The sequence below is a fragment of the Humitalea rosea genome, assembly GCF_003253705.1.
Lineage (GTDB): Bacteria > Pseudomonadota > Alphaproteobacteria > Acetobacterales > Acetobacteraceae > Humitalea > Humitalea rosea.
Genome location: NZ_QKYU01000009.1, coordinates 90,572 through 117,008 on the forward strand (window position 1 = coordinate 90,572; position 26,437 = coordinate 117,008).

The 26,437-nt window shown below is 69.8% G+C and carries 29 protein-coding genes; 11 read left to right on the forward strand and 18 right to left on the reverse strand.

What is annotated here, in order from left to right:
- Nucleotides 1–7 precede the first annotated feature (7 nt).
- A complete protein-coding gene (locus tag C8P66_RS09395; protein WP_111397991.1) occupies nt 8–880 on the forward strand; it encodes a pyruvate, water dikinase regulatory protein in 873 nt (290 codons plus the stop codon).
- Nucleotides 877–1,488, forward strand: coding sequence for a Maf family protein (locus C8P66_RS09400; RefSeq protein WP_111397992.1), 612 nt, complete (start codon nt 877–879; stop codon nt 1,486–1,488). Before C8P66_RS09395 ends, C8P66_RS09400 begins: the two co-directional genes overlap by 4 nt.
- On the opposite strand, the gene eutC is transcribed toward C8P66_RS09400, so the two are convergent.
- Together eutC and C8P66_RS09410 are read right to left on the reverse strand one after the other, a co-directional pair.
- Nucleotides 1,447–2,226 carry an ethanolamine ammonia-lyase subunit EutC gene (eutC, locus tag C8P66_RS09405; protein WP_111397993.1) on the reverse strand — a complete coding sequence of 260 codons (780 nt, stop codon included), beginning with the start codon at nt 2,224–2,226 and terminating at the stop codon, nt 1,447–1,449. The two genes, C8P66_RS09400 and eutC, sit on opposite strands and share 42 nt — an antisense overlap.
- Nucleotides 2,226–3,602, reverse strand: a complete 1,377-nt coding sequence (locus C8P66_RS09410) for an ethanolamine ammonia-lyase subunit EutB (protein ID WP_111397994.1) — start codon at nt 3,600–3,602, stop codon at nt 2,226–2,228. The genes eutC and C8P66_RS09410 overlap by 1 nt, the downstream gene beginning before the upstream one ends.
- A 112-nt stretch (nt 3,603–3,714) precedes the next feature.
- Between C8P66_RS09410 and C8P66_RS09415 the strand changes: the two genes are divergently transcribed.
- Genes C8P66_RS09415 through C8P66_RS09425 form a run of 3 tightly spaced genes read left to right on the forward strand, consistent with a single transcriptional unit; the run spans nt 3,715 to nt 5,823 of the window.
- A complete protein-coding gene (locus C8P66_RS09415; RefSeq protein ID WP_111397995.1) occupies nt 3,715–4,242 on the forward strand; it encodes a thiamine pyrophosphate-binding protein in 528 nt (175 codons plus the stop codon).
- A complete protein-coding gene (locus C8P66_RS09420; RefSeq protein WP_111397996.1) occupies nt 4,239–4,844 on the forward strand; it encodes a thiamine pyrophosphate-dependent enzyme in 606 nt (201 codons plus the stop codon). Before C8P66_RS09415 ends, C8P66_RS09420 begins: the two co-directional genes overlap by 4 nt.
- 4 nt (nt 4,845–4,848) lie before the next feature.
- On the forward strand, nt 4,849–5,823 hold the full coding sequence (locus C8P66_RS09425) for a hydroxyacid dehydrogenase (protein WP_111397997.1): 975 nt from the start codon (nt 4,849–4,851) through the stop codon (nt 5,821–5,823).
- Here C8P66_RS09425 and C8P66_RS09430 read toward each other — a convergent pair.
- Complete coding sequence (locus C8P66_RS09430; protein WP_111397998.1) at nt 5,820–6,599, reverse strand: enoyl-CoA hydratase; 780 nt, start codon at nt 6,597–6,599, stop codon at nt 5,820–5,822. The two genes, C8P66_RS09425 and C8P66_RS09430, sit on opposite strands and share 4 nt — an antisense overlap.
- 60 nt (nt 6,600–6,659) lie before the next feature.
- On the opposite strand from C8P66_RS09430, the gene C8P66_RS09435 reads away from it, so the two are divergent.
- Entirely contained in the window at nt 6,660–7,841 is a 1,182-nt protein-coding gene (locus tag C8P66_RS09435) for an enolase C-terminal domain-like protein (protein WP_111397999.1), read from the forward strand.
- Here the strand turns inward: C8P66_RS09435 and C8P66_RS09440 are convergent.
- On the reverse strand, nt 7,822–8,757 hold the full coding sequence (locus tag C8P66_RS09440) for an alpha/beta fold hydrolase (RefSeq protein ID WP_245903375.1): 936 nt from the start codon (nt 8,755–8,757) through the stop codon (nt 7,822–7,824). The genes C8P66_RS09435 and C8P66_RS09440 overlap by 20 nt on opposite strands.
- Before the next feature lie 243 nt (nt 8,758–9,000).
- Here C8P66_RS09440 and C8P66_RS09445 point away from each other — a divergent pair, with 243 nt between their 5' ends.
- Nucleotides 9,001–9,225 (forward strand): zinc-finger domain-containing protein, encoded by a 225-nt coding sequence (locus tag C8P66_RS09445; RefSeq protein ID WP_111398001.1) that lies wholly within the window; start codon nt 9,001–9,003, stop codon nt 9,223–9,225.
- Between the two features lies 1 nt (nt 9,226).
- Nucleotides 9,227–11,998, forward strand: a complete 2,772-nt coding sequence (gene polA, locus C8P66_RS09450) for a DNA polymerase I (RefSeq protein ID WP_111398002.1) — start codon at nt 9,227–9,229, stop codon at nt 11,996–11,998.
- On the opposite strand, the gene C8P66_RS09455 is transcribed toward polA, so the two are convergent.
- The gene (locus tag C8P66_RS09455; protein ID WP_111398069.1) at nt 11,995–12,528 is read right to left on the reverse strand and encodes a gamma-glutamylcyclotransferase; all 534 of its coding nucleotides are present in this window, start codon (nt 12,526–12,528) and stop codon (nt 11,995–11,997) included. The two genes, polA and C8P66_RS09455, sit on opposite strands and share 4 nt — an antisense overlap.
- Nucleotides 12,529–12,581: 53 nt before the next feature.
- Between C8P66_RS09455 and C8P66_RS09460 the strand changes: the two genes are divergently transcribed.
- Nucleotides 12,582–13,625, forward strand: coding sequence for a DUF2125 domain-containing protein (locus C8P66_RS09460; RefSeq protein WP_158537183.1), 1,044 nt, complete (start codon nt 12,582–12,584; stop codon nt 13,623–13,625).
- Nucleotides 13,626–13,646: 21 nt separating this feature from the next.
- Here the strand turns inward: C8P66_RS09460 and C8P66_RS09465 are convergent, their stop codons facing one another.
- The 5 genes from C8P66_RS09465 to folE all read right to left on the reverse strand — a co-directional run bounded on the left by C8P66_RS09465 (nt 13,647) and on the right by folE (nt 17,331).
- Entirely contained in the window at nt 13,647–14,255 is a 609-nt protein-coding gene (locus C8P66_RS09465; RefSeq protein WP_111398004.1) for a hypothetical protein, read from the reverse strand.
- A gap of 82 nt (nt 14,256–14,337) precedes the next feature.
- Nucleotides 14,338–15,144 (reverse strand): undecaprenyl-diphosphate phosphatase, encoded by an 807-nt coding sequence (locus tag C8P66_RS09470; RefSeq protein WP_111398005.1) that lies wholly within the window; start codon nt 15,142–15,144, stop codon nt 14,338–14,340.
- Nucleotides 15,145–15,218: 74 nt separating this feature from the next.
- Nucleotides 15,219–16,076, reverse strand: a complete 858-nt coding sequence (locus C8P66_RS09475; RefSeq protein ID WP_158537184.1) for a DMT family transporter — start codon at nt 16,074–16,076, stop codon at nt 15,219–15,221.
- 44 nt (nt 16,077–16,120) lie between these two features.
- Nucleotides 16,121–16,696 (reverse strand): MOSC domain-containing protein, encoded by a 576-nt coding sequence (locus C8P66_RS09480; protein ID WP_111398007.1) that lies wholly within the window; start codon nt 16,694–16,696, stop codon nt 16,121–16,123.
- On the reverse strand, nt 16,693–17,331 hold the full coding sequence (folE, locus tag C8P66_RS09485) for a GTP cyclohydrolase I FolE (RefSeq protein WP_111398008.1): 639 nt from the start codon (nt 17,329–17,331) through the stop codon (nt 16,693–16,695). The genes C8P66_RS09480 and folE overlap by 4 nt, the downstream gene beginning before the upstream one ends.
- A 331-nt stretch (nt 17,332–17,662) precedes the next feature.
- On the opposite strand from folE, the gene C8P66_RS09490 reads away from it, so the two are divergent.
- On the forward strand, nt 17,663–19,336 hold the full coding sequence (locus C8P66_RS09490) for a stimulus-sensing domain-containing protein (RefSeq protein ID WP_111398070.1): 1,674 nt from the start codon (nt 17,663–17,665) through the stop codon (nt 19,334–19,336).
- Between the two features lie 103 nt (nt 19,337–19,439).
- Here C8P66_RS09490 and C8P66_RS09495 read toward each other — a convergent pair whose 3' ends face one another.
- The 7 genes from C8P66_RS09495 to hisB form a co-directional block, all read right to left on the reverse strand.
- Entirely contained in the window at nt 19,440–19,970 is a 531-nt protein-coding gene (locus tag C8P66_RS09495; RefSeq protein WP_111398009.1) for a phosphoribosyl-ATP diphosphatase, read from the reverse strand.
- Between the two features lie 3 nt (nt 19,971–19,973).
- Nucleotides 19,974–20,777, reverse strand: a complete 804-nt coding sequence (hisF, locus tag C8P66_RS09500) for an imidazole glycerol phosphate synthase subunit HisF (RefSeq protein WP_111398071.1) — start codon at nt 20,775–20,777, stop codon at nt 19,974–19,976.
- Between the two features lie 142 nt (nt 20,778–20,919).
- Nucleotides 20,920–21,645: a 1-(5-phosphoribosyl)-5-[(5-phosphoribosylamino)methylideneamino]imidazole-4-carboxamide isomerase gene (gene hisA / locus C8P66_RS09505; protein ID WP_111398010.1), complete on the reverse strand. Its 726-nt coding sequence runs from the start codon at nt 21,643–21,645 to the stop codon at nt 20,920–20,922.
- The gene (locus tag C8P66_RS09510) at nt 21,642–22,223 is read right to left on the reverse strand and encodes a GNAT family N-acetyltransferase (protein ID WP_245903377.1); all 582 of its coding nucleotides are present in this window, start codon (nt 22,221–22,223) and stop codon (nt 21,642–21,644) included. Before C8P66_RS09510 ends, hisA begins: the two co-directional genes overlap by 4 nt.
- The gene (hisH, locus tag C8P66_RS09515; protein ID WP_111398072.1) at nt 22,220–22,873 is read right to left on the reverse strand and encodes an imidazole glycerol phosphate synthase subunit HisH; all 654 of its coding nucleotides are present in this window, start codon (nt 22,871–22,873) and stop codon (nt 22,220–22,222) included. Before hisH ends, C8P66_RS09510 begins: the two co-directional genes overlap by 4 nt.
- A gap of 17 nt (nt 22,874–22,890) precedes the next feature.
- Nucleotides 22,891–23,391 (reverse strand): DUF2628 domain-containing protein, encoded by a 501-nt coding sequence (locus C8P66_RS09520; protein ID WP_211314091.1) that lies wholly within the window; start codon nt 23,389–23,391, stop codon nt 22,891–22,893.
- Entirely contained in the window at nt 23,391–23,999 is a 609-nt protein-coding gene (gene hisB, locus C8P66_RS09525; RefSeq protein ID WP_111398012.1) for an imidazoleglycerol-phosphate dehydratase HisB, read from the reverse strand. Before hisB ends, C8P66_RS09520 begins: the two co-directional genes overlap by 1 nt.
- A gap of 101 nt (nt 24,000–24,100) precedes the next feature.
- Here hisB and C8P66_RS24695 point away from each other — a divergent pair, with 101 nt between their 5' ends.
- Entirely contained in the window at nt 24,101–24,814 is a 714-nt protein-coding gene (locus tag C8P66_RS24695) for an outer membrane lipoprotein (protein ID WP_111398074.1), read from the forward strand.
- Here C8P66_RS24695 and C8P66_RS09535 read toward each other — a convergent pair.
- Nucleotides 24,805–26,430 carry an NAD(P)/FAD-dependent oxidoreductase gene (locus C8P66_RS09535; protein ID WP_111398075.1) on the reverse strand — a complete coding sequence of 542 codons (1,626 nt, stop codon included), beginning with the start codon at nt 26,428–26,430 and terminating at the stop codon, nt 24,805–24,807. The genes C8P66_RS24695 and C8P66_RS09535 overlap by 10 nt on opposite strands.
- Between the last annotated feature and the right edge of the window lie 7 nt (nt 26,431–26,437).

Below are 26,437 nucleotides of genomic sequence, written 5' to 3' on the forward strand. Positions count from 1 at the left end.
ATTCCCGATGCCCGACCATATGACCAACCTGCACCTTGTCTCCGACAGCACGGGTGAGACGCTGAATTCGATGGCGCGCGCCGTCCTGGCCCGTTTCGACGAGCCCCAGGTCGTGCAGCATCGCTGGTCGCTCGTCCGCTCCCGCCTGCAACTCGACCGCGTGCTGGAAGGCATTCAGGCCGAGCCTGGCCCGGTGTGGTTCACCTTGGTGGACCGCAGCCTGCGCCTGGCGCTGGAGGAGGTGTGCATGCGGCTCGGCATTCGCTGCGTTTCGGTGCTCGACGACACCTTGGACATCATGCAGCAGGAGATCGGGGAACGGGCGCAGGCCCGGCGTGGCGCCCAGCATGTGATGGACGCCGACTACTTCCGGCGCATCGACGCCATGCATTACGTGCTGGCGCATGATGACGGCCAAGGTGCCGCCGGCATCCATGATGCGGATGTGCTGCTGGTGGGCGTGTCGCGCAGCAGCAAGACGCCGACCTGCTTCTACCTCGCCAATCGCGGCATCAAGGCCGCCAATATCCCCCTGGTTCCAGGCGCGCCCTTGCCCGAGGAACTCGACACCGCCTCCTGCCCCATCGTCGGCCTGACCATCGATGCCGAGGCATTGATCGAAATCCGGCGCCATCGCCTGCGCCTGATCGGGACCGGTGGCGTGCGGACGGATGCGAATGACTACGTCGATCCCGATGCGGTGAAGGCCGAAATCCTGGCGGCGCGCCGGTTATGCGTCTCCCGCGGCTGGCCGGTGATCGACGTCACCCGGCGCTCCATCGAGGAAACCGCGGCAACCGTGCTCCAACTGATGGATGCCTGGCACCAGCGCCGGCGTGACGGCTCCAAACGCCCGGTGGCGCTGCCACCGCGCACATGATCCAGGCGTCCGATCCGCGGCTGGTGCTGGCTTCCGCCTCCAGTAGCCGCGCCGCGCTTCTGCGCGCGGCCGGCCTCGTCTTCACGGCCGAGGCGGCGCATGTGGATGAAACGGCGCTGAAGGCCGCGGCCCAGGCTGAGGGCATTCCGGCCGCCGACACCGCCGTGATGCTGGCCGATGCCAAGGCCCAGCGCCTCTCTCGACGCTATCCGGAGGCGCTGGTCATCGGTGGCGACCAGATGCTGGTCTGCGAGGATCACTGGTTCGACAAACCCGCCGACATGGCCGCCGCCCGTGCCCAGCTCGAGGCGCTTCGTGGCCGCACCCATGCCTTGCCGACCGCTTTGGTCTGCTGGCGGGAGGGGCAGCGCATCTGGCACCATGTCGCGACGCCAAAGCTCACCATGCGCGGCTTCTCCGATGCGCTGCTGGAGGCCTATCTGGAGATCGAAGGCGAGGCGGTACTGCATTCCGTCGGCGGCTATCGCATCGAGGGGCCAGGTTTGCAGCTGTTTGAACGGATCGAGGGCGCGCAGGACGCCATCCTGGGCCTCCCGATGCTGCCGCTACTCGGTTTCTTGCGTCAGCACGGGGTCCTGGCTGGCTGAGAGGGCCGAACAGTCCGGCTGTTCGTCCTTCAGCATCACCCCGGTCGCATTCAGCCGCCGCGCCGCGGCCAAAAGCCAAAAAATTTTCGCCGCCGCCGCGAGCGGTGGCAGCCCCGCAGCGCGGATATTGCTGATGCAATTGCGATCCGCATCCGTTCGCCCCGGCCTCGGCGCCCAGGTCAAATAGGCACCGAGGCTGTCGGTCACGGACAGTCCAGGCCTCTCGCCGATCAGCACCACGGTCGCCGCGGCCCGCATCGCTGCCCCGATCTCATCCCCAATCGCGACCCGGGCCTGCTCCGCGATCACGACGGGCCCGACGGCAAACCCCGCCTTGGCGAGAGACGGCAGGCACGCGGCGATGACGGCCATCGCCTGTGTCTGCACCCCGCGCGCGCACAGCCCGTCAGCGACCACGAAGACAACGCATCCCGCCGCCTCGGGCAGAGTCGCACGGCCCTCCGGCCGCAGCCGGCGGCCGAGATCCGGACGCAGCAAATAAGCCCGCCGGTCCGGCACCTCGCTGGCCACGCGGCACGCCGTTAGCCCGATCGCACCCGCTTTCTCCAGCAAGGCCGGCACGTCCAGCGCCGACCAGACGGCATCCCGGGCCGCCGCATGATCGGCCTGAAAGGCCAGATGCGCGGCCGTGGGCACGCCCGTGCCAACGCGTCCCAATGCGACACGCGCCTGCGTCAGCCCGCGCAGGTCACGCCAAAGGCGAAGATCGCCCGCCATCACGCGGCACCCGGCAGCGCCCGCAGCAATGACGCAGGCATTCGTCCGGCGCCGCTGGCGGCCGCGAGCCCCTGCCTATCCAGCCAAGCCTCGAATTCCGGCGCGGGGCGCTTGCCCAGCAAGGCGCGGGCGTAAAGCCCGTCATGGAAAGACGTGGATTGATAGGCAAGCATCACATCATCCGCGCCGGCGACGCCCATCACATAAGTCACACCCGCCGTGCCCAGCAATGTCAGCAGCGCATCCATATCATCCTGATCCGCCTCGGCGTGGTTCGTATAACACACATCGACACCCATCGGCAGGCCGAGCAGTTTTCCACAGAAATGATCTTCCAGGCCGGCACGAATGATCTGCTTTCCATCGAACAAATATTCAGGTCCGATGAATCCAACGACGGTATTGACCAAAAGTGGCGAAAATTTTCGGGCTACCGCATAGGATCGTACTTCGATTGTCTGCTGGTCCACACCATGATGGGCGTTGGCGGAAAGCGCGCTGCCCTGCCCGGTCTCGAAATACATCAGGTTCTGGCCGATGGTGCCGCGCCCCAGGGCCAGCCCGGCCTCATGTGCCTCGGCCAGCAAGCCGAGGCTGACGCCGAAGCTGCGGTTCGTCGCCTCGGTGCCGCCGATCGATTGGAACACCAGATCGACCGGCGCACCGCGCTCCATCGCCAGCATCGTCGTCGTGACATGGGACAGCACGCAGGTCTGGGTCGGGATATCCAGACGATCGCGGACGCCGTCCAGCAGTTCAAGCAGCCGGCAGAGGTTGTCCACATTGTCTGTGGCGGGATTCACCCCGATGACCGCATCCCCGGCGCCGAGCAAAAGCCCGTCGAGGATCTGCGCCGCCACCCCGCGCGGCGCATCCACCGGATCATTCGGCTGCAGGCGGATCGAGAGGGTGCCCGGCAGGCCGATGGTGTTGCGGAAACGGGTGATCACCGAGACCTTCGCTGCGACGGAGATCAGATCCTGCAAGCGCATGATCTTGGAGACGGCGGCGACCATCTCCGGCGTAAGCCCCGGCGCCAGCGCCGCGAGCACGAAGGCGTCCGTGGTCTCGGCCAGCAGCCAGTCGCGGAATCCGCCCACGGTCAGCGCGGCGACGGGGGCGAAGGCACGCGCGTCGTGGCCATCGATGATCAGGCGGGTAACGTCGTCGTCCTCATAAGGCACCACGGCGTCGTTCAGAAAATGCCGCAACGGCAGGTCGGCCAATGCATGTTGTGCCGCGACGCGTTCCGAGGCGCTGCCCGCCGCCACCCCGGCCAGGGCATCCCCGCTGCGGAAGGGCGTGGCGCAGGCCATCAACCGGCGCAGATCCGGAAAGACATGGCGTGTGCCATTGATGCTATGCGCGAAACCCATGGCTGCCCCTCTGATCCGCCGGCATCCTGCCCCCGCTCCCCGCGGCTTCCAAGCATGGACAGCCGGTCTGCCGCCGCTAAGGTCGGCGTCGGGTCCAAGGAAGGAAATACGAATGGCTGGTAAGGACTGGCCAGCGGCGCTTTTCGCGCTGCTGCAAGCGCATCGCGTGCGCCAGGTGGCGGTGGTCCCCGATGCGGGTCACGCGGCCCTGATCCGTTTGGTCGAAGCCTCGAACGAGATGCGCCTGGTGCCGCTCACGACCGAGGAGGAAGGCATCGCGCTGCTGGGCGGCGCCTGGCTCGGCGGGCAGCGCGGCGTGCTGCTGATGCAGTCCTCCGGCGTCGGCAACTGCATCAACATGCTGTCGCTGGCGGCAAGCTGCCGTATTCCGCTGCCGATGCTCATCACGATGCGGGGCGAGTTCGGCGAGTTCAACCCATGGCAGGTGCCGATGGGACAGGCGACGCCGACGGTGCTGGAGGCCATGGGCTGCGCCGTGCGCCGCGCCGATGCGCCCGAGGATGTGGCGCCCGTCGCCGATGCGATGCTCGGCCTCGCCTACAACACCTTCCGCGCCACCGCCTGCCTGATCGGGCAGCGCGTGCTTGGCGCCAAGACCTTCGGGATTGCGCCCCAATGATCGAGGTTTCAGAAGCCGGCCTGCTGCGCCGGCGTAGCGTGGTGCCGGCCCTGCTGGCCGAACGCGGCGACATGCTGGTCGTGGCCGGGCTCGGCGCGCCCGCCTGGGATGTGACGGCGGCGGGGGATCATGATCTGACCTTCCCGCTCTGGGGCGCCATGGGCGGGGCGGCGGTGATCGGCCTCGGCATGGCCATCGCGCGGCCCGATCGTCGTGTTCTGGTGCTGACCGGCGATGGCGAGATGCTGATGGGCGTGGGGTCGCTCGCGACCATCGCGGTGCAGGCGCCGCCGAACCTGTCGATCGTGGTGCTCGACAATGAGCGCTATGGCGAAACCGGCGGCCAGCGCACGCATACCGGCATGGGCGTCGATCTGGTCGGGATGGCCATCGCCGCGGGTATTCCGCAGACGATGCGCATCAACCTGCCGGGGGAGGTCGAGGCGCTGCGCCAGGCGATCCATACCAGCACCGGTCCGCTCTTCGCCGTGGTGAAGATCGATCCCGAAAGCCTGCCCCTCGCCCTGCCCCCGCGCGACGGCGCGGTTCTCTCCGCACGCTTTCGTGGCGCCCTGCTGGGCCCCGCGGCCCATCTGGAGTAGCCCCATGCCCCATGTCCTGATGCTGCGCGCCATCCATCCGGATGCGATCGCGGCGCTGAAAGCGGGCGGCTGCACGGTCGAGCTGCTGGAAAACCCCGACGCGGCGAGCCTCGCCGAAGCCTTGCCGCGGGCCGAGGCGTTGACCGTGCGCCTCACCGCGATCACCGATGCCGTGATGGCCGCCGCGCCCAATCTGCGGATCGTCGCCCGCCACGGTGTGGGCTACGACAGCGTGGACATCGCGGCGGCCACAGCGCGCGGCATTCCCGTCACCATCACGCCTGACGCGAATGCGCAGAGCGTCGCCGAGCACGCGATGATGATGCTGCTCGCCTGCGCGCGCCGCACCTGGACTTACGACGCGCGGCTGCGCCAGTTCGGCTGGGGGGTGGTGCCGGAGGCACCAACCTTCGACCTCGCCGGCCGCACCATCCTGGTGATCGGTTTCGGGCGTATCGGCGGGCGCGTCGCACGGCTCTGCGCCGCCTTTGGCATGCGTGTGCTCGTCCACGATCCCTACGTCGCGCAGAACACCGTCAAAGGCGCGGGGTTCGAGCCGGTGAAGGAGCTGCACGCGGGCCTGGCGATCGCGGATATGGTCACGCTCCACGTCCCCTCCTCGCCCGCCACGCGGCGGATGGTGAATGCCGGATTCCTGGCCGGGATGAAGCCGGGTGCCGCCTTCGTGAACACCGCTCGCGGGACGCTGGTGGATGAGGCCGCCCTGGCCTCGGCTCTCAGCGCCGGCCATGTCGGCTGCGCCGGCCTGGACGTGTTCGAGGAGGAGCCGATCACCAGGCCGATCGCGCTTCTCGGCCTGCCGAACGTGGTCATCAGCCCGCATTCGGCCGCCAGCACGGCGCAGGGGATGCAGCGCATGGCGATGTCCTGCGCCGATAGCATTTTGGCATGCTTCGACGGCAGGCTCGATCCGGATGTCTGCGTGAACCCCGAAGTTCTGGGGCGTGGGAACGCCTAGGCGCCCTTCCACACCGGGGGACGGCGCGTCAGGAAAGCATCGACACCTTCAGCAAAGTCGGCGCTGGTGAAGCACATCGTCACCAGATCGTCGCCCTCGACCTGAAGGGCCGCGGCACGCAGGCGGCGCAGCGCTTCCTTGGTCGCGCGCAGCGTCAGCGGCGCGTGGCCGGCGATGGTTTTCGCCAGCGCAAGGGCACGTTCGGCGAGCGCCTCGGGCGTCTCCAGCACCTCGTTCAGCAGGCCCGCCGCCAAGGCTTCGGGCGCTTCCATCAGACGCGCGGTGAAGACGAGGTCGGTCAGCCGTGCTGGGCCGATCAGCGCCGAGAACCGCGCATAATTCGCCATCGAGAGGCAATTGCCGAGCGTGCGGGCGATCGGCAGCCCGATCCGCGCATTGGCCGCGCCCAGCCGCAGGTCGCAGACGCCTGCGATGGCCGCGCCACCCCCCGTGCAGGCGCCGGCGACGGCCGCGATCACCGGCTTCGGGCAACGCTCGATGGCGGTCAGGACCTTGTCGATACGGGCCTCGTAGTCGAGCGCATCCTGCGGCGTCTTGAAGGCGCGGAACTGGTTGATGTCGGTGCCGGCGGCAAAGGCCTTGCCGCCCGCGCCCGTGATCACCCAGACCTTGATCGCCGGGTCTTCCGTCACGCGCGCGGCCATTGCCGCCAGCCCCTCATACATCGGGAAGGTCATCGCATTGCGCGCCTGCGGACGGTTCAGCGTGCTGATCGCGATGCCGTCCTCGATCTGTTCCAGAAGTTCGTTGTCCACGGCGTTTTCCTTCCCTTGAAGCGGGTCTAGGCTGCACCCTGAACGATTTTGGGAAAAGCCATGCGGATCGTGGAAGTGAAACAAGGCGTTGCGCCCATCCGCAGCGACATCGCCAACGCCTATATCGACTTCTCGGCGATGACGGCGAGCATCGTTGCCGTGACGGTCGAGGGTGACGCCGGCCGCGCCACCGGCTTCGGCTTCAACAGCAATGGCCGCTATGCCCAGCCCGGCCTGCTGGCGGAGCGTTTCGTGCCCCGCCTGCTCTCGGCGGACCCCGCGGCGCTGACCCTGCCGGATGGGACGCTGAACCCGGCCGGCGGCTGGGCCGCGATGATGAAGAACGAGAAGCCCGGCGGGCATGGCGAGCGCAGCGTCGCCGTCGGCGTGCTGGACATGGCGCTGTGGGATGCGGCGGCGAAGCTGGAGGGCAAGCCGCTCTGGCGCCTGCTGGCCGACCGCTACCGCGGCGGCACGGCGGATGAGGCCGCCTGGGTCTATGCCGCCGGCGGCTATTACTACCCCGGCAAGGGCATCGATGGGCTGCTGGAGGAGATGAAGCGCTACCTCGGCCTCGGCTATTCGACCGTGAAGATGAAGATCGGCGGCTCCCCGGGCGTGCCGCTGAAGGATGCGCTGCCCGAGGATCTGCGCCGGATCGAGGCGGTGCTGGACCTGCTGGATGGCGACGGTTCGCGCCTGGCCGTGGATGTGAACGGGCGCTTCGGCCTGCATGCGGCGCTGGCCTATGCCGCGGCCCTGGAGCCCTTTGGCCTGCGCTGGTACGAGGAACCGCTCGACCCGGTGGATTACGCGACGCATGCGACGCTCGCGGAGCACTACGCGCCGCCGATCGCGACCGGCGAGAATCTGTTCAGCATGGTCGATTGCCGCAATCTGATCCGCCACGGCGGGCTGCGGCCGGACCGGGACATCCTGCAATTCGATCCCGCCCTGTCCTATGGGCTGGTCGAATACCTGCGGACCTTGGCGATGCTGGAGGCCCATGGCTGGTCCCCCCGCCGCTGCGTGCCGCATGGCGGGCACCAGTTCGCACTGAACATCGCGGTCGGGTTGGGGCTGGGCGGGAACGAATCCTACCCCGAGGTCTTCGCCCCCTTCGGCGGCTTCGCGGATGACGTGCCGGTGGTGGATGGGCGGGTGCGCATGCCCGACGCCCCAGGCATCGGCTTCGAGGCGAAATCCGCGCTCTACGCGGTCTTCAAGGATCTGGCTGGCTAAGCCAGGCCCGCCCCGCCGCATCGGCCCCGGAGGGCAAGGCAGCCCCCGGTGCCGCGATCCAGGCCAGCAGATCCTGCGCCACCGTGTCGCGGATGCTGTCGCGCAGCAGCAGGTGATACCCCTCCTCGTACCGCGCGACGGTGAGCCGGGTGCCACGCAGTGCCCGCCGCACCGGGATCTGCGGCACGATCTGGTCCTTCGCGCCGACCAGCACGAGGGTCGGCGTCTGGCAGCAGGCCGGCAGGCTGGCGACGGCGGCGTCCATCAGGTTGGTGACGCCCCACAGCACTTCCACCCGCGTCGTGTGCAGCACCAGCGGATCGCGGCCCATACGGCGCAGGGCGGCGTCATTGTCGCTGGCGCGGTAGCCCGGGGCGCTGTTCTGGAACCCCAGGATCGGCAGGGTATGGGCCGCAAACCACAGCAGGCCGGAAAGCGCCGGCCCCATCGCCTCCCGGTTCCATAGCGCCGGGGCCAGCAGCACCACCCGGTCCGCGAGCCCCTCCCCAGCCAGGAGGGCGACGGCGCCGCCCATGCTCTCACCCATCAGCACGAGCGGCAGCCCCGGATGCCGCGTCCGCAGCAGCGCGATGGCGCTGCGGGCATCGTCGACCAGCGTATCCACGCCTGCCCAGAGCCCCCGATCCGGGGCAGCACCGAAGCCGCGCTGGTCGTAGGCGTAGAGCGCGATCCCCGCCTCGGCGAGCAGCGGCCCGGCATCCTCCAGGAACAGGCCTGAGTGGTCGTTCAAGCCATGCAACGCGAGCACCACGGCGCGGGGTTGGCCCTCCGCCGGCCAGGCGTGCATGGGCAGGCGCGCGCCATCGGGGGCCAGGACGGCATCGGTTGCGAGATGCGCGCTGCCGGTCGCGGGGCCCGCCGGCCATTCCCGCGGCGCGCAGGCAGACAAGGCCAAGCCCAGGCACAGCATCAGCGATGTCAGCCTCGTTCTAGTCCCTGGCATTCCGACCTTCCGCCATGAGCAGGCATTCTATGCCGCGGCGCAGAAGAATCGTCGTCGAACTGCGGCCCATCCGGCGCCATATGGGTGGAGGGCGGCATCACGCCAATGCGGCGCTCGGCGTTCCCGTGCCGCGATGCCTGTCCTGCCGCGGGCCGATCCCCTATGTTCCGGCCATTCTCGAAAGGACCGCCCCGGATGCGTGACCCGAACATGACCGGCTATGCCCCGCAGCCCATCGCGGGGATCACGCCGTCGGACCAGATCGCCGTGACCTCCCGCGTCGTCACCTGCGATGGCGGCGGCGGCGCGCTCGGCCATCCGGCTGTGGCGCTGCGGATCGAGGCACATTCGGTGACCTGCCCCTATTGCTCCCGCACCTTCGTCCTGGCCGAGGGCGCTGGCGACGACACCGGACACTGAGATGAGCGAAGCCCTGAGCATCCTCGAACCGGTCACCGGGCCGGTGGACCGGCACCTGATCCTGGTCGATGGCTCGGGCTACATCTTCCGTGCCTTCCATGCGCTGCCGCCGATGACCAACCCGGCCGGCGTGCCGGTGAATGCCGTCTTCGGCTTCTGCAACATGCTGGGGCAATTCCTCCAGAAGCATGCGGCCAGCCATATCGCGGTGGTCTTCGACACCGCGCGCGTGACCTTTCGCAATGCCATCTACGATCTGTACAAGGCCAACCGCACGGATCCGCCGCCGGAGCTGGTCCCGCAGTTCTCCCTGATCCGGGATGCGACCGATGCCTTCGGCGTCGCGCGGGTGGAACTGGACGGGTTCGAGGCGGATGACCTCATTGCCACCTACGCCCGGCTGTTCGTCGAGGATGGCGGGCGGGTCACCATCGTCTCCTCCGACAAGGATCTGATGCAGTTGGTGCGCGATGGCGTGCAGATGCTCGACCCGATCAAGCAGAAGCCGATCGGCGCCGCCGAGGTGATGGAGAAGTTCGGCGTGGCACCCGACAAGGTCGCCGAGGTCCAGGCCCTGGCCGGCGACCCGACCGACAATGTCCCCGGCGTCCCAGGCATCGGCGTCAAGACCGCGGCCCAGCTGCTGACCGAGTTCGGCGGGCTGGAGGCGCTGCTGGCCGGCGCTCATACCATCAAGCAGCCGAAGCGCCGCGAAGTGCTGATGACCCATGCCGAGGCGGCGCGGATTTCCCTTCGCCTGGTCACGCTGGACGCCCATGTGCCCCCGCCTGCCGGCATCGAGACCCTGTTGGCCCGCCCGCCGGAACCGGCGCGGCTCTCCGGCTTCCTGCGCCACCATGGCTTCCGCACCACCCTGCACCGGTTCGGTCTGGAGGACGGCGGTACCCCCCGCGCGGCTGCGCCGGTGCTCGGAGAGGTGTCGCCCGATGCACTGGGGTTCGGCCCTTACCTGACCATCACCACCGCCGAGGCGCTGCGTGAGGTGGTGGAGGAGGCCACCATCGCCGGCATCATCGGGCTGGACACCGAGACGGACAGCCTGGATGCGCTGGCGGCTAATCTCGTCGGCATCTCGCTGGCGACGGCGCCGGGGCGCGCCTGCTACCTGCCGCTGCGGCATACCGGGCTCGATCCGCTCTCGCCCAAGCCCGACCAGATGGACCCGGCCGAGGCGATCGAGATCCTGCGGCCGCTGTTCCGCGATCCCTCCGTCCTGAAGATCCTGCACAACGCCAAATACGATCTGACGGTCCTGGGGCGGGCCGAAAATGGCGCCGTCGAGGTCACGCCGATCGGCGACACGATGATGGTGTCCTACAGCCTCGACGCGGGACGGCACGGGCATGGGATGGACGAGCTGTCGATCCGGCACCTGACGCATCGGCCGATTCCCTATGACGAGGCGACCGGCACCGGCCGCGCCCGCATCCCCTTCAGCGCCGTGGCGCTGGACAAAGCGACCGCCTATGCGGCCGAGGATGCGGATGTGACCCTGCGGCTGTGGCATGTGCTGACCCCGCGGCTGCGGCCGGAGGCGGCGCTTGCGACCTACGAGCTGATCGAGCGCCGCATGGTCGGCGTGCTGAAAGCCATGGAAGCTGCCGGCATCAAGGTCGATGGCGTCGAACTCTCGCGCATCGGCAATGATTTCGGCGTGGCGATGGCCGGGCTGGAGACGGAGATCCACGTCCTGGCCGGCCGCCCCTTCAACCTCGGCAGCCCCAAGCAGCTCGGCGAGATCCTGTTCGACGAGCAGGGCCTGCGCGGCGGCAAGCGCACCAAGACCGGCGCCTGGAGCACCGATGCCGCCGCCTTGGAGGAGCTGGCCGCCCAGGGCCATGCGCTGCCCGTCAAGATCCTGGAATGGCGGCAGTATGCAAAGCTGAAGTCGACCTATGTCGATGCGCTGGCGGCGCAGATCGCGGGCGACGGCCGGGTCCATACCGATTTCTCGATGGCGATCACCTCGACCGGGCGGCTGTCCTCGACCGAGCCGAACCTGCAGAACATCCCGATCCGCACCGAGGCGGGCGCGCGCATCCGCCGCGCCTTCGTCGCCGCCCCTGGCCATATGCTGGTGGCCGCGGATTATTCGCAGATTGAGCTGCGCCTGCTCGCGCATCTGGCGGATGTGCCGACCTTGCGCGAGGCCTTTGCCAATGACGAGGACATCCACAGCCGCACCGCCGCCGACATCTTCGGCGGGCCGGTGGACAAGGAGGCGCGGCGGCGGGCCAAGACCATCAACTTCGGCATCATCTATGGCATGGGCGCCTTCGGGCTCGGCGCGCGGCTGGGGATCTCGGCCGGCGAGGCGCGGGGCATCATCGATGCCTATTTCGCGCGCTACCCCGGCATCCGCGACGAGATGGACCGGCTGAAGAAGGAAGCCAAGGAGCACGGTTTCGTCCGCACCCCCTTCGGCCGGCGAATCTGGATCGAAGGCATCGACAGCAAGATCCAGGGTATCCGCGGCAATGCGGAACGCGCCGCGATCAATGCGCCGTTCCAGGGCGGGGCGGCGGAAATCATCAAACGCGCCATGGTCCGCATCCCGCGTGCCTTGGCCGAGGCCGGGCTCTCGGCCCGCATGCTGTTGCAGGTGCATGACGAACTGCTGTTCGAGGCCCCGATCGAGGAGGCTGCGGCCACCGCCGAATTGGCGCGCCGGGTGATGGAGGGGGTCGCGACCCTGCGGGTGCCCTTGAAGGTCGAGGTCGGTACCGGCGCCAACTGGGCCGAGGCCCATTAGGCCGGCGGCAGCAATGCCGCCACGGCTTCCAGCCTGCCGTCCCGTACCCCCATCGCCCGCAGGCCCGCGAGCGTGTTCAGCAGATAGGCGCGGTTGGCGCCGCTGATCCCTGTCGCCGCCGCGATCGCCGCCGCCGCCTGGTGCGGCGTCAGACCGGGGCAGAAGACCGGCGCCGCCCGGTCGGCGACATAGAGCACCGCCTCCTCCATCCCCCCGCCATCCAGCAGCCTGACGCGGCCGGTGATCCGGCGGTATTCCCCGGCGACCAACTCCCGTGCGTCGAGGTTGGCCAGCACCTCCTCCCGCGCCGCCGCCGCCACCCGGAAAGCCATGCCACGGCAACTTCCGCCCGGCCGCAGGCCCAGGACCAGCCCGGGCAGATGGGCGGTGCCGCGATGATGGTGCGACCAGATACAGAAGGAGCGGTGCCAGCCATGCAGCCGTGCCGGATGGGCCGAGAGATGCGGAAAATCGGGCCGCCAGATCAGCGAGCCGTAACCGAAGACGAGGAGGGGGGCCGGGAGGGTCATCTGCCGCTGCGGCCATGCCATCGCAGCGAGCGGCGGTCTATAGGATCTGCCTCATGGACCGATCCTTCTCCCCACGTCGTTTCTGGCCGGCCTTGCTGCTGCTGCCGCTGCTCCTCGCGGGGGGGCATATGCTGCTATGGCGCTGGATGGGCGGGCAGATTGAAAGCTCCTTCGCCGCCTGGGCCGACGCCAGGCGCGCGCAGGGTTGGGTGGTCGCACATGGCACGCCGATCCGGGGCGGGTGGCCCTTTGCCGCCACGCTGCGCCTGCCGGCCATACGGGTGCAGGGCGGTGCTGCGACGGTGCCGGGCGGGGTCATCTGGTCGGCGGAGGCGATGACCCTGCGCGTCGTGCTGCCGCGCCTCGGCGACCTGGAGGTCGAGGCCGAGGGCGTGCAGCGCCTGACGCTTGGTGAGGCCGCCTTTCCCTTCACAGCCGACCGGATGGTGGCGACGCTGGCGCTGGAGCCGGGAGTGCCGCCGCATGAGGGCCGCTTCTCGGCCGACCGGCTGCGGGTGGGCTTGCCCAGCGGCACGCTTGACGTTCGCAGCGTGACGGGACGCATGGACACCAAGGCCAGTGCGACCGAGGCCGAACCGGCGCTGACCCTGGCGTTCGATGCACGGGACATGGGGCTGCCCATGGCGGGGCCGCTCGGATCCGCCGTGGAGTATCTCCGGGCCGAATTTGCGGTGACTGGCCCGGTCCCCGGTGGCCGCGTCCCTGCCCAGCGGGCCGAGGTTTGGCGCGACGCTGGCGGCACGCTGGAACTTCGCGAGCTCGCGCTGCGATGGGGCCCGATGGATGTCGAGGCGGCGGCGACCATGGCGCTCGACGAAGGCTTGCAGCCCATGGGCGCCGGCACCTTGCAGGTGATGGGGGCCGGCGAGGCGCTTTCGGCTCTGGCCGCCGCCGGCGCGATCGGCAGCCGCGCCGCGGTCACCGCCCAGGCGGCGGTCGCATTCCTCGCCCGGTCCGGGGCGGATGGCGCCAGTCGGGTCGAGCTGCCTTTGACGATCGAGAACCGCACCCTGGCCGTCGCGCGCATCCCGCTGTCGCGCTTGCCGGTGGTGGTCTGGCCGTCCGCGACGCCGTAACGGGGCGGACGGCCGAGGCCGTCAGCGCAGGGGAATGGCCGGTGGCTGGCCGATCGGGGAGGGATTCACGGGCGGCCGGCCGGTGGGAAACTGGGTGGCTGACGGTGGGGTGTAGCTGGGCTGGGCATAGGCCGGCTGGGCATAGCTTGGCTGAGTGGCGCGCGTAGCCTCCAGCCGCCGCCGATCCTCATCCAGCGAACGGCGGAGCGCCTCAAGCGAACGTTCACGCTCGGCCAGCGAACGCTCCATGCTGTCGATATTCCGCGGCGTGGCGGCCGCGCGGGTCTCGCTGGCCGGTGCGGGGCGCGGCGCGGCGTAGGTCTCGGCCGCAGGGCGGACGCGGCGCCGCGTCGAACGTCGCGCGGGGGCTGGCGCGGGCGGCGGCGGAGCCCAGTCCAGCATGGGAATGGGGGCCCGTCCCTGCGGGGCGTAGCCCGACCCATAGCCCGGGGCGGAGGGCAGCGGCGTCACCGTTGCCTGCTGCTCCTGCGCCTGCCGCAGCCGCCAGAACTGGCCCCAGGAACCGTCCTGGAGGTCGAAGCTGGGATTCGAATCATTCGGCCAGGATTGCGCGCTTGCAGGAAGCGGCGCCAGCAGCGGCAGGAGGACAAACAGGCCGAGGCGTCGCATGAGCAGGCAACTCCGTTCAACATTTGGACGCATGATGGCTGGCGCGGTCCCTGCGTTCAAGCGCGGCCGGACGAACTCCGTTTTACCTGACTGCAAGCCAGATCAGGATAACAGCGCCTAGCGCGATACGATACCAACCAAAAGGCGTGTATCCGATACGTCCGATGACGGCCAGCACTGCCCGTACTGTGACCAATGCCACCAAAAATGCGACCACAAAGCCGACGCCGATCTGCCCGATCCCCGAGAGGTCCAGCTCCGCCCTTGCCTTCCACAGCGAGAGCACGGTTGCCGCCAGCATCGTCGGGATCGCGAGCAGGAAGGAGAATTCCGCCGCGGTGCGGCGCTCCACCCCCAGCAGCAGGGCGGTGATGATGGTCGCTCCGCTGCGCGAGGTGCCGGGGATCATCGCCAGCGCCTGGCCGAACCCGATGATGACCGCGGCCAGCGGCCCGATCTCGGGCACCGAGGTGATGGTGGCCACCCGCTGCCGGCGCTCGATCACAATGATGACAATGCCGCCGACGATGAGGGCGATCGCCACGACCAAGGGGCTGAACAGCAGCCGCGTGATGGTCGAATGCAGCGCCACCCCGATCACTGCCGCCGGCAGGAAGGCGAGGATGATGTTGGTCGCGTAGTGCCGCTCCCGTGTCCCTGGCCGCCACATGCCGAGCAGCACATCGACCAGCAGGTGCCGGTACAGCCACATCACGGCCAGGATGGCGCCAAGCTGGATCGCGATTTCGAAGGCCTTGCCCGGGGGGCCGGTGAAGCCGATCGCCTCCCCCAGCACGATGAGGTGCCCCGTCGAGGAGATCGGCAGGAATTCGGTGAGACCTTCGACAAGCCCAAGCACGAGGGCGGAAAACAGGTCGAACATATTCATCAGGCGCGGCTCCGTTGGCGGATGCGCGGTCCAAGCACGGTTTCGCCCCCGCGACCACGGGCCATTGCGAGACCCTACCTTTGTTTCACGTGGAGCAGCAGCATCCCCCCACCCGCGATCAGCGCCGCGCCGCCCAGGGCCAGTGGTCCGGGAAAGCGACCGAAGACCGCCGCATCCATCGCCAGTGCGAACAGTAGCCGGGAATAGTTCCAAGGGGCGAGCGCGGATACCTCCGCCCGGCGCACCGCCGCCGCCAGCGCCGCGAGGCCGCCTGTCTGGAAGGCGGTGAACAGAACAAGCAGTCCCGCGACCTCCCAACCGAAGGGTCGCCAGAGCCAGAGAAGCATCGGCCCCAGCACCACGACGCCCATGATCGCAGCCTGCACCACCCCATCGGTGGCATTGGCGGCGCCACGAAGCTGCCGGCTCTGCACCTGGTACCAAGCGTAGCTGAGCGCCGCGGCGATGGGGATCAGCGCCTCGCGCCGGAAGACCTCGCTGCCTGGGCGGATGATCAGCAACATGCCCACGAAACCGCAGGCGATGGCGAGCCAGCGGCGCGGGGCGATCTTTTCCTTCAGCACCAGCGCGCCCAGCACGACGGTGATCAGCGGCGCGGTGAAGCCGAGGGCGGCTGCCTCCGTCACCGGCAGCAGCGCATAGGCGAAGACCGCCAGCAAGGTCGAGCCGATGAGCACCGCCGCCGCCGCCCGCTGCGCCCAGGCCATTGGGGGCGAGATCGCGCGCAGGAACACGCCCGTCGGGTCCGGACGGGTCAGCCCGACCCCCACCCCGGCGCCGAGCACCAGGGCGCAACGCAGAGCCGTGATCTGGACCGGATCCAGGCTGGCCGACAGCAGCTTCGCCAGAGCGTAGCCGCCGGCATAGAGCAGGTTGCAGAGAAGGGTGAAGCCGATCGCGGTCAGAGGCACGCCCGCACCCGGCCACGCGCCGAGGGGCGGGTCAACGGGTCGGCTCAGACTTTGTCGAGCGCCCGGTGCGGCGGCGCCGGCCAGTCCACGGTTATGGCATCGTCAGGGCGGATTTCGCCGCCGTTCAGCACGATGGCCATGATCCCCGCCTTGCGGACCAGCCGCCCCTTGGCGTCGCGGTCCAGTACCGCGGCCATCAGCCCTGCTTGAAATGCGTCGAGTTGGTAGCAGGGGTTACGTAACCCGGTGACCTCGACCACCGCCTCCGCCCCCAGATGCAGCCTGGCCCCGCGCGGCAGCCCCAGCAGGTCCAGCCCGCGTGTGGTGACATTCTCGCCCATAACCCCCGGCGTCACGGCGAAGCCGCGTGCCGCCAGCTCGTCCAGCAATTCCCCGTGGATCAGATGCAGTTGGCGCAGATTCGGCTGCGTCGGGTCGGCCGCGACGCGGGAGCGGTGGCGCACGGTGGCGCCGGCATGGGCATCGCCTTCCACCCCCAGCCCGGCCAGCAGCCGGATGCTGTGCCGCACGGGCTTGCTGAAGGTGTGGGGCCCGTTGCGGGCCACCGCAACCACGCGGCCTGGGGCCGCGCCCTGGGAGAAGAGCGGAAGGCCGCTCACCCCTCGGTATGCGCCCGGGTGCCCTGGATCATCGCGAGGAACTCCCGCCGGGTCGACTGATCGTCGCGAAAGGCGCCGAGCATGCGCGACGTCACCATCGATACCCCGGTCTTGTGGACGCCGCGGGTGGTCATGCACTGGTGGGCGGCCTCGATCACCACGGCGACGCCCTTGGGCTGCAGCACCTCGCTGATGGTATTGGCGATCTGCGCGGTCAGCTTTTCCTGGATCTGCAAGCGCTTGCCGAAGGCATCGACCACGCGCGCCAGCTTGCTGATGCCGACCACCCGGCCCGCCGGAAGGTAGCCGATGTGCACGCGCCCGATGATCGGCGCCATATGGTGTTCGCAGACGCTTTCCAGCCGGATGTCGCGCAGCACGACCATCTCATCGTAGCCCTCGACCTCCTCGAAGGACCGGGCCAGCAGGTCGCGCGGATCCTCGTCATAGCCGCAGAACCATTCGCGATACGCGCGTGCGACGCGTTTGGGTGTGTCGAGCAGCCCCTCGCGCAGCGGATCGTCGCCGGCCCAGAGCAGCAGCGTGCGGATCGCAGCCTCCGCCTCGGCCTGGGTCGGGCGTGGCAGGCTGGTGTCGGCCAGAGCGATAGGGGCCGGCGGCGTCTGAATGTTCACGCGATCTGTCCTTGAACGCTGTCTCGGCGGTGGGCGCCGGATCGCCGGGCGGGCGATCTCATCGAAACGTGAGATGGGCATGGCCCGCAACCCCGCAACCCAAATGGGAGTCGGCAGGCCGGGCCGCGATATCACATGACTGGCTTCGCATGGCGCGGCCGGCCAGCAACAGGTTGAATCCGCAAGGGTGGGTCCTGCCCAGGTCGCGGCGCCCGGCGCGCACCGACCGATGCGATGCCCATGGGTGTTTTCCCGGCCCCTGCTAGACTGGTGCGGCCCTGGCCATTCCGCCCGGGGGAGGAGACAGGGTGTGCCAGACGGCTTGCGTGGCATGCGACAGGACCCGGCGCGGGGCGTGACGCCCGGCCCGACCGGTGGTCGGCTGCGCGGGCGCATGTCGCCACTGCTCAAGCGCATCCTGCTGCTGAATGCGCTGCCACCGGCGCTGCTGGCCGCCGCCTTGCTCTACCTCGACCAATATCAGAACGGTTTGCTGGCGGCCGAGGTGAGCGCCCTGCGGACCCAGGCCCGGATCTATGCCGGTGCGATCGGGGAGGCCGCGGTACGGCTGGAGGATGATCGAGCGGTGCTGGTGCCCGATATCGCGCGGCCGCTGCTGCGGCGGCTGGTCGAGCCCTCGCCGGCGACGCAGGCGCGGCTGTTCGACAACACCGGCCTGGTCGTCGCCGACAGCCGGGTGCGCGAGGGCCCAGGCGGCGCCGTCGTCACCGAACCGCTGCCGCCGCCGCCGCCGCGTGGCGCGCTGGCGGGCTCCGTGGTCGGGCTGTACGAGCGGCTGCTTTCGGCCTTTCCCATCGCGGTCAGCGGCGGGGGTGGCGTGGTGGTCGATCTGGCGCCGGACGCGCCCTCCTTCGACTGGCAGCCCGATCTTGGTCCTGACCGGCGCGAGGAGCTTCGCCTGGCGCTGGAAGGCGGGGTCGAGCCCTATGTTCGCCGCACCGCCGAGGGCCGGCTGCTGATCTCGGTTGCCGAGCCGGCACGGCGGGCCAACCAGGGCGTCGGCATCGTGCTGCTGACGCGAGAGGCCCGGGATGTGGACCAGCGGCTGCTGGAGATCCGCATTTCGGTGCTGGGGCTCTTCGCGATTTCGTTGGCGCTGACGGTGGCGCTTTCGGTCTTCCTCGCCCGCACCCTTGCCGCGCCGATCCTGGAGCTGGCCCGGGCGGCGAGCCGGATGCGGGCCGGCGAGGGCCGCACCGGCAGCGTGCCATCCGCCCTTCTGGCCCGCGGCGACGAGATCGGCATTCTCGCGCGCGACCTCCAGGCGGCGGCGAGCGCGCTTTGGGCGCGGGTGGACAGCAATGAGCGCTTCGCCGCCGATGTGGCGCATGAGCTGAAGAACCCGCTGACCAGCGTCCGCAGCGCGATCGAGACCCTGCGCCGGATCGAGAAGCCCGAGCAGCGGCTGCGTCTGCTCGCCATCATCGCCGACGACGCGGTGCGGATGGACCGGCTGATCAGCGACATTGCCGACAGCTCGCGCGTGGACGCGGAACTCTCGCGCACGGCGGTGGAGCCGGTGGACATCGCCCCGATCCTGGCGGCGTTGGCCGAGCTGCACGCCGCGACGATGCATGAGACCGACCCCGAGCTGAAGCTGGAAGCACCCGCGGAGGGGCTGGTGGTGCGCGGCGTCGAGGGGCGCGTGGTGCAGGTGTTCCGCAACATGCTCGGCAATGCGGTCAGCTTCTCCCATGCCGGCAGCACCGTCTGGCTGCGCGCGCGGCTGACGGGGGCGGTGGTGGAAGTCGCGGTCGAGGATGAGGGGCCAGGTATCCCCGAGGCCAACCTCGAAAGCATTTTCGACCGCTTCTATTCCGAACGGCCGCGCGGGGAGCGGTTCGGTCAGCATTCCGGCCTTGGCCTCTCGATCAGCCGCCAGATCGTCGAAGGGCTGGGCGGGCGCATCGTGGCCGAGAACCGGCGGGATGAGGCGGGGCGGGTGTTGGGCGCGCGGTTTGTCGTGCGGCTGCCGAAGGCGTAGCCGCGCGCAAGATTATGCTGCGGCTGCCGAAGGCGTAGCCGCGCGCAAGATTATGCTGCGGCTGCCGAAGGCGTAGCCGCGCGCAAGGTTGTGCTGCGGCTGCCTACGGCAGCTTTGTGGTCCGCGCCGCGCGAACGATGCCCTTGGGGCGCGCCGCCTTCTCGGCGATCCCGGAAATACCCTCGCGCCGCGCCAGCTCGCCCCAGACCTGTTCCGGTGCGATCCCCGCATCCACCCAGAGCACCAGCAGGTGATAGAGCAGATCCGCACTCTCCAGCACGGCGGCGTGGTGGTTGCCGAGGGTCGCCTCGATCACCAGTTCGACCGCTTCCTCGCCGAGTTTCTGGGCGACCTTGGCGGTGCCGCGCGCGAGCAGACGGGCGGAATGCGAGGCCACCACATCGCCGCTGGCCTGCCGGGCGAGGACAGTGCGGTGCAGCCGCTCCAGCACCGCCGAATCCGAGGCCCCGGCGATTCCTTCATGCAACGGCGTCAGCACCGCGCGTTCGGCCCGCCGGGCCGATTTCGGGGCGACAAGCTTCTTCGGTGCCGGCAAGGACGCGGGCATGGGCAGCGTCGTGACCTTGCCCGTCTTCTTTTTGCTGATCTTGGCCGGCTTGGCGTCCTTGGCCATTCGTCAGTTCACCTCGAGAGAAATCGGGGGCGCGGGGCCCCGGAAGGGTGGCGGGGCGTGGCGGACCGGCAGGCCGGCGGCGGCCAGCGCCGCCTTGGCTTCCCCGATCCGCATCTCGCCATAATGGAAGACACTTGCGGCCAGCAGGCCGGTGGCCCCCGCAAGGGCACCCGCCACGAAATGCTCCGTGGTGCCCACGCCGCCGCTGGCGACGAGCGGCAGGCGCACGGCGGCGCGCAGGGCGCGCAGCAATTCAAGGTCAAAGCCCTGCCGCGTGCCGTCACGATCCATGCTGGTCACCAGCAGTTCGCCGGCACCCGCCGCCTCCATGCGGGCGGCCCAGGCGACCACGTCGATGCCGGTCGGCCGGCGACCGCCATGGGTGAAGATCTCCCACCCCGCGCCGCTGCGGCGCGCATCGATCGCGACAGTGATGGCCTGGCTGCCGAAGGCCTCGGCGCAGCGCGTGACGAGCGAAGGGTCGGCGACGGCGGCGGAGTTGATGCTTGCCTTGTCGGCGCCCGCGAGCAGCAACCGCCGCACATCCTCGACGCTGCGCACACCACCGCCGACGGTGAGCGGGATGAAGACCTCCGCCGCGGTGCGGGCGATGACGTCGAACATCGTGTCGCGGTTCTCATGCGTCGCGCCGATGTCGAGGAAGGTGATCTCATCCGCGCCTTCGGCATCATAGGCGCGGGCCTGTTCCACCGGGTCGCCCGCATCGCGCAGTTCGACGAAGTTCACGCCCTTCACGACGCGGCCATCCTTCACATCGAGACAGGGAATGACACGCAGGGCGAGCACGGATGAATATTCCTTTTGTTGATTGGCGCCGCACATCAGGGCACCCGGTTGGGCGCGATGCGTCCAATTGGCATGGCGGTCAAGTGTCGCTTGTGTGTCGGAGCCGGGTCAAACCCGCCTCGCCGGATCAGGTTAAACCCGCTCAGGCAGCCGCAGCCAGAGCGCTCGCGGCTGTCACACGACCGTCATACAAAGCGCGCCCGATGATCGCGCCGGCGATCGGTGCGGGGGCCGCGCGCAGCGCGCGGATATCCTCGGCCCCCGATACGCCCCCGCTTGCGATCACCGGCACCGGCACCGCCGACGCGAGGGCCGCCGTCGCGGAGACATTCACGCCGCCGAGCATCCCGTCGCGGGCGATATCCGTGAAAATAATTGCTGCGGCACCGCTGTCGGCGAAGGCGCGGGCGAGGTCCAGCGCCGTCATGTCCGAGGTTTCGGCCCAGCCCTCGGTCGCGACCATCCCATCCCGTGCATCGATGCCGAGCGCCACGCGCCCTGGATGGGCGCGGCAGGCGGCGCGGACGAAGGCGGGGTTGGTCACGGCGGCCGAGCCGATGATGACGCGGGCGACGCCGGCCTCGAGCCAGGCTTCCAGGGTCGCCATGTCGCGCACGCCGCCGCCGAGCTGCACCTGGGCCGGCGTCGCGGCCAGGATGGCGCGCACGGCCGCCGCATTGGCCGGGCGGCCGGCGAAGGCGCCGTCCAGATCCACCACATGCAGCCAGGCGAAGCCGGCGGCGGAGAAGGCCGCGGCCTGGGCCGCCGGGTCCTCGGCATAGACTGTCGCCTGCGCCATATCGCCGCGCTTCAGCCGCACCACCTGGCCGGATTTGAGGTCGATGGCGGGGTAGAGGTCGAAGCTCATGCGCGATCCCGGCCGACCAGCTGGCCGGTGGCACGGCCACGGCCCGGGTCGAGCAGCTTGTGGAAATAATGTCCCGCCACCGTCTGCCCGTTCACGCGGGCGTAGGCGGGGTGCGTGCCCCAGCGCTGGTAGCCCAGGCCCTCGAACAGCGCGATCGCGGTCGCCTGCGTCTCGCGCACGTCCAGGTTCAGCACCCTATGGCCGAGCGCGGCGGCGCGTTCCTCGACCCGCAGCACCAGAAGCCGCGCCAGGCCATGGCCGCGCGCATAAGGGGCGATGAAGGCGTGCGCGAGGGTGGCGGCCCAGGCCTGGGCCTCATTGTGCCGCGGTGTGCGCACCAGCAGCGCCGAGCCGACGGCGATGCCATCCAGCCGCGCCAGGAACAGCTCCCGCTCCGGCACCAGCAGCAGGCCACGGAAGTGACGGGTCAGCGCGTCCCGCCCTTGTGGGTTCAGCCAGCCGAACCCGCCGCCCTCGGCGATCGCGGCATCGGTCGCCTCGGCCAGATCGGCCAGATCCTCATCCGACAGCGCCTCGGCGCGCTCCACTGAAAGACTATGGGCCACGGCGTCGGTCATGGCTTCCATTCCAGGAAATTCGCGAGCAGGCGCAGCCCGACCGGGCCAGATTTCTCCACGTGGAACTGGGTCGCGACGATGTTGCCGCGGCCGATCACGGCGACGACAGGGCCGCCATAGTCGGCGGTCGCGATGACATCCTCAGGATCGGCGCCGGTCCAGGCATAGGAATGGACGAAATAGACATTCGCGCCCGGGCGGACCCCGTCCAGGAAGGGATGGGTGCCGGGGGTGAAGTCCAGCCCGTTCCAGCCCATCTGCGGCAATGGCAGCGGCGCGCCATCGGGCGCGCGCGGGTCCATCGGCGCCATGTCCCCCGGCAGCCAGCCGAGGCCCGGCGTCGTGCCATGCTCCAGTCCACGGTCGCACAGGAGCTGCATGCCGACGCAGATGCCGAGGAACGGCTTGCGCTCGTCCCGCACGTTGCGCTCCAGGGCGGCGAGCATGCCCGGCAGGGCGTCCAGCCCACGCCGGCAGGCGGCGAAGGCGCCCTGGCCCGGCAGCACGATGCGATCGGCGACGTCCAGATCAGGCGCGTGGCTGGTCACGCGAATGGTGGCGGCGATGCCGCGCTCATCGGCCGCCACTTCCAGCGCCCGCAGCACGCTGGCGAGGTTGCCCGAACCGGGATCGATGATGGCGATCCGCATGGGGGTGCCGCTCATGGTCAGGCCACCGCGCGGGCGAGGTCTGGGCGTTGCGTCAGCAGGCGGAACATGGCGGATTCTTCATCCGCCCCTTCCACCACCGCGATGGCCGGGCGGCCGTGGCGGGCGAGGCTCCAGCGCCGGATATCCTGTGCCGACAGCCCGGTCAGCAGATGCAGCCCGGCCGTGACCCAGCCGGCCAGCGGGCCCAGGGGCAGCAGCAGCACGGCGACCGTCGCGATCAGGAACAGGAGCGCCGCCAGCCAGCAGCGGTGCCAGAGCAGCCAGAGCAGCGGCAGCAGCAGCGCCAGAAGCGGCACCGATTCCGGCACCAGCGCCAGCCCACCGTGTGGCACCACGGAGGGGCGACGGCGACGACGGGACAGCAGCCAGCGCGCGGTGGGCGCGGGGACGGTCCCCAGCTCGGACGCGGCCAAAACGGGCGCGGCCAAAACGGGCGCGGCCAAAACGGGCGCGGCCAAAACGGGTGCGGGCAGGGCATGGACGGTCCAGAAGCGCATCAGCCCTCCAGCACGCCCTTGGTCGAGGGAATGGACTGCGCCGCGCGCGGATCGGCTTCCACGGCCTGACGCAGGGCACGCGCGACGGCCTTGAAGCAGGCCTCGGCGATGTGGTGCGCGTTGGTACCGGCCATCTGCGTGACATGCAGCGTGGCGCCGGCGTTGAACGCCAAGGCGCGAAAGAATTCCTCGAACAGCTCGGTGTCCATCTCGCCGACCTTGTCGCGGGTGAAACGCGGATCGAAGGCAAGGAAGGCCCGGCCGGAGAGGTCGATCGCGGCGGACACACAGGCTTCGTCCATCGGCACCACGGCGTGGCCGTAACGGCGGATACCGCGCTTGTCACCGACGGCGCGGCGGATCGCCTGGCCGAGCACGATGCCCACATCCTCCACCGTATGGTGGAAGTCGATATGCAGGTCGCCGGTGGCGGCAATCGCCATGTCGCAGAGCGAATGCCGCGAAAAAGCCGTCAGCATGTGGTCGAAGAACCCGATACCGGTGGCGACCTCCGCCCGCCCGGACCCGTCCAGGTCAAGGGTGAGGCGGATATCGGTCTCGCTGGTCGTGCGGGCGATCTCGGCGCGGCGGGGTGATGCGTCGGTCATGAGGGGGGTTTAGTCCGGTGCCGAGGGAAGGGCAAAGCCGTGCTATGCGTTTGACCAGGGGTGACATGCGAGGCTGCCCTGCGTTAGCCCGAGGCATGAACATGCGCCATGTTTTCCCCACTCTGGTATCGCTGCTTGGCCTGCTCGCGGTCTCCGCCTGCGCGCCGACGTACCGTGCCGACACCTATGCGACGCGGGCAGTCCAGCAGGCCAATCCCGCCGATCGCGGCGTCATCATCGGCGTGCGGCCGGTGCGGATCTCGGCCGATGGCAGCACCGGCGGGGCCACCGGTGCTGCGGCCGGCGGGCTGGTCGGTTCCCAGACGCCCGGCGGTGGGCTGGGCTCGGCCTTCGGCGCGCTGGGCGGGGCGGTGTTTGGTGGCCTGGTCGGCACCGCCGTCGAACGCGCGGCGGGCGATATGGAGGCCATCGAATACATCATCCGCAAGCCGGACCAGAAGCTGGTCGCGGTGACCCAGCGGGATGAGACACCCTTGCCGGTCGGCACGCATGTCCTGGTCATCGCCGGGTCGCAGGCGCGGGTGGTGATCGACTATACCGAGCAGGACACGCCCCCGGCCGCGGCAGAGCCCGTCCCCGTCCCCGCCCCCGCCCCGGCCCAGGCGACAAGCGGCGAGCCGGCCTTGGGCATTGCTCCGACCCCGTCCGTGACCGCAGCACCGCTGGCGAGCGAGACCTCCGCTCCGCCGCAGGCGGCTGCCCCATCGGCCAGCCTGCCGGACATCCGCGGCTATGCCGCCGAGCCGCCGCTGCCCGCCGCACCGCCCCAGGTGACCCCGCCGCCTCAGCCGTAGATCAGGCCCGCGTCCCTCTCCCGCCCACGGGCCGGCGCGGCGGGCAGGCCGGTCACGACGCGGGCCAGGGCCTCCGCGGTGCGGATGCCGTCGATCGCGGCCGACATGATGCCGCCGGCATAGCCCGCGCCCTCACCGGCCGGAAACAGCCCCCGGGTATTCACCGACTGGCCGTCGTCGCCCCGGGTGATCCGCAGCGGGGAGGAGGTGCGGGTCTCCACCCCCGTCATCACCGCATCCCCCAGGGCAAAGCCGGGGATGTCCTTGTCGAAGGCCCGCAGCGCCTCGCGGATCGCCACCACCGCGAACTCCGGCAGGCATCGCGCCAGATCGGTGGGCGTGACGCCGGGGCGATAGGAGGGCAGCACCTCGCCGAGGTGGGTCGAGGGGCGTTCGGCCAGGAAATCCTCGACCCGTTGCGCCGGGGCCGCCCAGGTGCCGCCGCCGGCGGCGAAGGCCGCCTCCTCCCAATGCCGCTGGAAGGCGATGCCTGCCAGGGGGCCGCCAGGATAGTCCCGTTCCGGCTCCACGCCCACGACGATACCGGCGTTCGCATTCCGTTCGTTGCGCGAATACTGGCTCATGCCGTTGGTCACGAGGCGCCCCGGCTCGCTCGCCGCGGCGACCACGGTGCCGCCCGGGCACATGCAGAAGGAATAGACGGAGCGGCCATTGCTCGCGTGATGCACCAGGCGGTAGTCGGCCGCACCCAGGATCGGGTGCCCGGCCGCGGTGCCGAAGCGGGCGCGGTCGATCAGCGACTGCGGGTGCTCGATCCGCACCCCGATGGAGAAGGGCTTGGCGACCATCTCCACGCCCCGCGCGTGAAGCATGGCGAAGGTATCGCGGGCGCTATGGCCGATGGCGAGGACGACGTGATCCGCGGCGATGCGCTCCCCGGTGTGCAGCACCACGGCCTGGACGGCGCCATCCACGATCTCGATGTCATCGACGCGACAGCCGAAGCGGTACTCGCCGCCCAGGGCCTCGATCTTGGCGCGCATGGATTCGACCATCTGCACCAGGCGGAAGGTGCCGATATGGGGCTTGGAGACGAAGAGGATCTCCTCCGGTGCGCCCGCCTGCACGAATTCGGTCAGCACCTTCCGGCCGTGGTGCAGCGGGTCCTTCACCTGCGACCAGAGCTTGCCGTCGGAGAAGGTGCCGGCCCCCCCCTCGCCGAACTGGACGTTGGATTCCGGGTTCAGCACCCCCTGCCGCCAGAGCCCCCAGGTGTCCTTGGTCCGTTCCCGCACCGCCTTGCCGCGATCCAGGATCAAGGGCCGGAAGCCGGATTCGGCCAGGATCAGCGCCGCGAACAGCCCGCAAGGCCCGGTGCCGATCACGATCGGCCGGTGCCTCAGGCCCGGCGGCGCGGCGGCAACGGGGCGGTAGCTGGTGTCCGGCGTGGGGCGCAGGCCGGGATGGGCGGCCGGGTCCGCGACCTCGACATCCACTGTGTAGGTCAACACCACCCGGCCGCGCGCACGGGCGTCATAGCCGCGGCGGGCGATGTGGAAGGCGAGCGGCGGGGCACCCAGCCGTGCGGCGATGGCCTCGGCCAGGGCTTCGGGAGGATGGTCCAACGGCAGGCGAAGGTCGGTGAGGCGCAGCATGACGCCC

Bases quoted from the DNA above. Each gene is read 5' to 3' on its own strand.
- C8P66_RS24695 (WP_111398074.1), top strand. From the start codon at position 24,101: ATGCGCCATGTTTTCCCCACTCTGGTATCGCTGCTTGGCCTGCTCGCG.
- hisH (WP_111398072.1), bottom strand. From the start codon at position 22,873: ATGCGGATCGCCATCATCGATCCCGGTTCGGGCAACCTCGCCAGCGTG.
- C8P66_RS09490 (WP_111398070.1), top strand. From the start codon at position 17,663: ATGCGACAGGACCCGGCGCGGGGCGTGACGCCCGGCCCGACCGGTGGT.
- polA (WP_111398002.1), top strand. From the start codon at position 9,227: ATGAGCGAAGCCCTGAGCATCCTCGAACCGGTCACCGGGCCGGTGGAC.
- eutC (WP_111397993.1), bottom strand. From the start codon at position 2,226: ATGGCGGGCGATCTTCGCCTTTGGCGTGACCTGCGCGGGCTGACGCAG.
- C8P66_RS09465 (WP_111398004.1), bottom strand. From the start codon at position 14,255: ATGCGACGCCTCGGCCTGTTTGTCCTCCTGCCGCTGCTGGCGCCGCTT.
- C8P66_RS09395 (WP_111397991.1), top strand. From the start codon at position 8: ATGCCCGACCATATGACCAACCTGCACCTTGTCTCCGACAGCACGGGT.
- C8P66_RS09520 (WP_211314091.1), bottom strand. From the start codon at position 23,391: ATGCGCTTCTGGACCGTCCATGCCCTGCCCGCACCCGTTTTGGCCGCG.
- C8P66_RS09445 (WP_111398001.1), top strand. From the start codon at position 9,001: ATGCGTGACCCGAACATGACCGGCTATGCCCCGCAGCCCATCGCGGGG.
- hisB (WP_111398012.1), bottom strand. From the start codon at position 23,999: ATGACCGACGCATCACCCCGCCGCGCCGAGATCGCCCGCACGACCAGC.
- C8P66_RS09420 (WP_111397996.1), top strand. From the start codon at position 4,239: ATGATCGAGGTTTCAGAAGCCGGCCTGCTGCGCCGGCGTAGCGTGGTG.
- C8P66_RS09415 (WP_111397995.1), top strand. From the start codon at position 3,715: ATGGCTGGTAAGGACTGGCCAGCGGCGCTTTTCGCGCTGCTGCAAGCG.
- C8P66_RS09435 (WP_111397999.1), top strand. From the start codon at position 6,660: ATGCGGATCGTGGAAGTGAAACAAGGCGTTGCGCCCATCCGCAGCGAC.
- C8P66_RS09470 (WP_111398005.1), bottom strand. From the start codon at position 15,144: ATGAATATGTTCGACCTGTTTTCCGCCCTCGTGCTTGGGCTTGTCGAA.
- C8P66_RS09400 (WP_111397992.1), top strand. From the start codon at position 877: ATGATCCAGGCGTCCGATCCGCGGCTGGTGCTGGCTTCCGCCTCCAGT.
- C8P66_RS09510 (WP_245903377.1), bottom strand. From the start codon at position 22,223: ATGACCGACGCCGTGGCCCATAGTCTTTCAGTGGAGCGCGCCGAGGCG.
- C8P66_RS09535 (WP_111398075.1), bottom strand. From the start codon at position 26,430: ATGCTGCGCCTCACCGACCTTCGCCTGCCGTTGGACCATCCTCCCGAA.
- C8P66_RS09455 (WP_111398069.1), bottom strand. From the start codon at position 12,528: ATGACCCTCCCGGCCCCCCTCCTCGTCTTCGGTTACGGCTCGCTGATC.
- C8P66_RS09495 (WP_111398009.1), bottom strand. From the start codon at position 19,970: ATGGCCAAGGACGCCAAGCCGGCCAAGATCAGCAAAAAGAAGACGGGC.
- C8P66_RS09425 (WP_111397997.1), top strand. From the start codon at position 4,849: ATGCCCCATGTCCTGATGCTGCGCGCCATCCATCCGGATGCGATCGCG.
- C8P66_RS09460 (WP_158537183.1), top strand. From the start codon at position 12,582: ATGGACCGATCCTTCTCCCCACGTCGTTTCTGGCCGGCCTTGCTGCTG.
- hisA (WP_111398010.1), bottom strand. From the start codon at position 21,645: ATGAGCTTCGACCTCTACCCCGCCATCGACCTCAAATCCGGCCAGGTG.
- C8P66_RS09410 (WP_111397994.1), bottom strand. From the start codon at position 3,602: ATGGGTTTCGCGCATAGCATCAATGGCACACGCCATGTCTTTCCGGAT.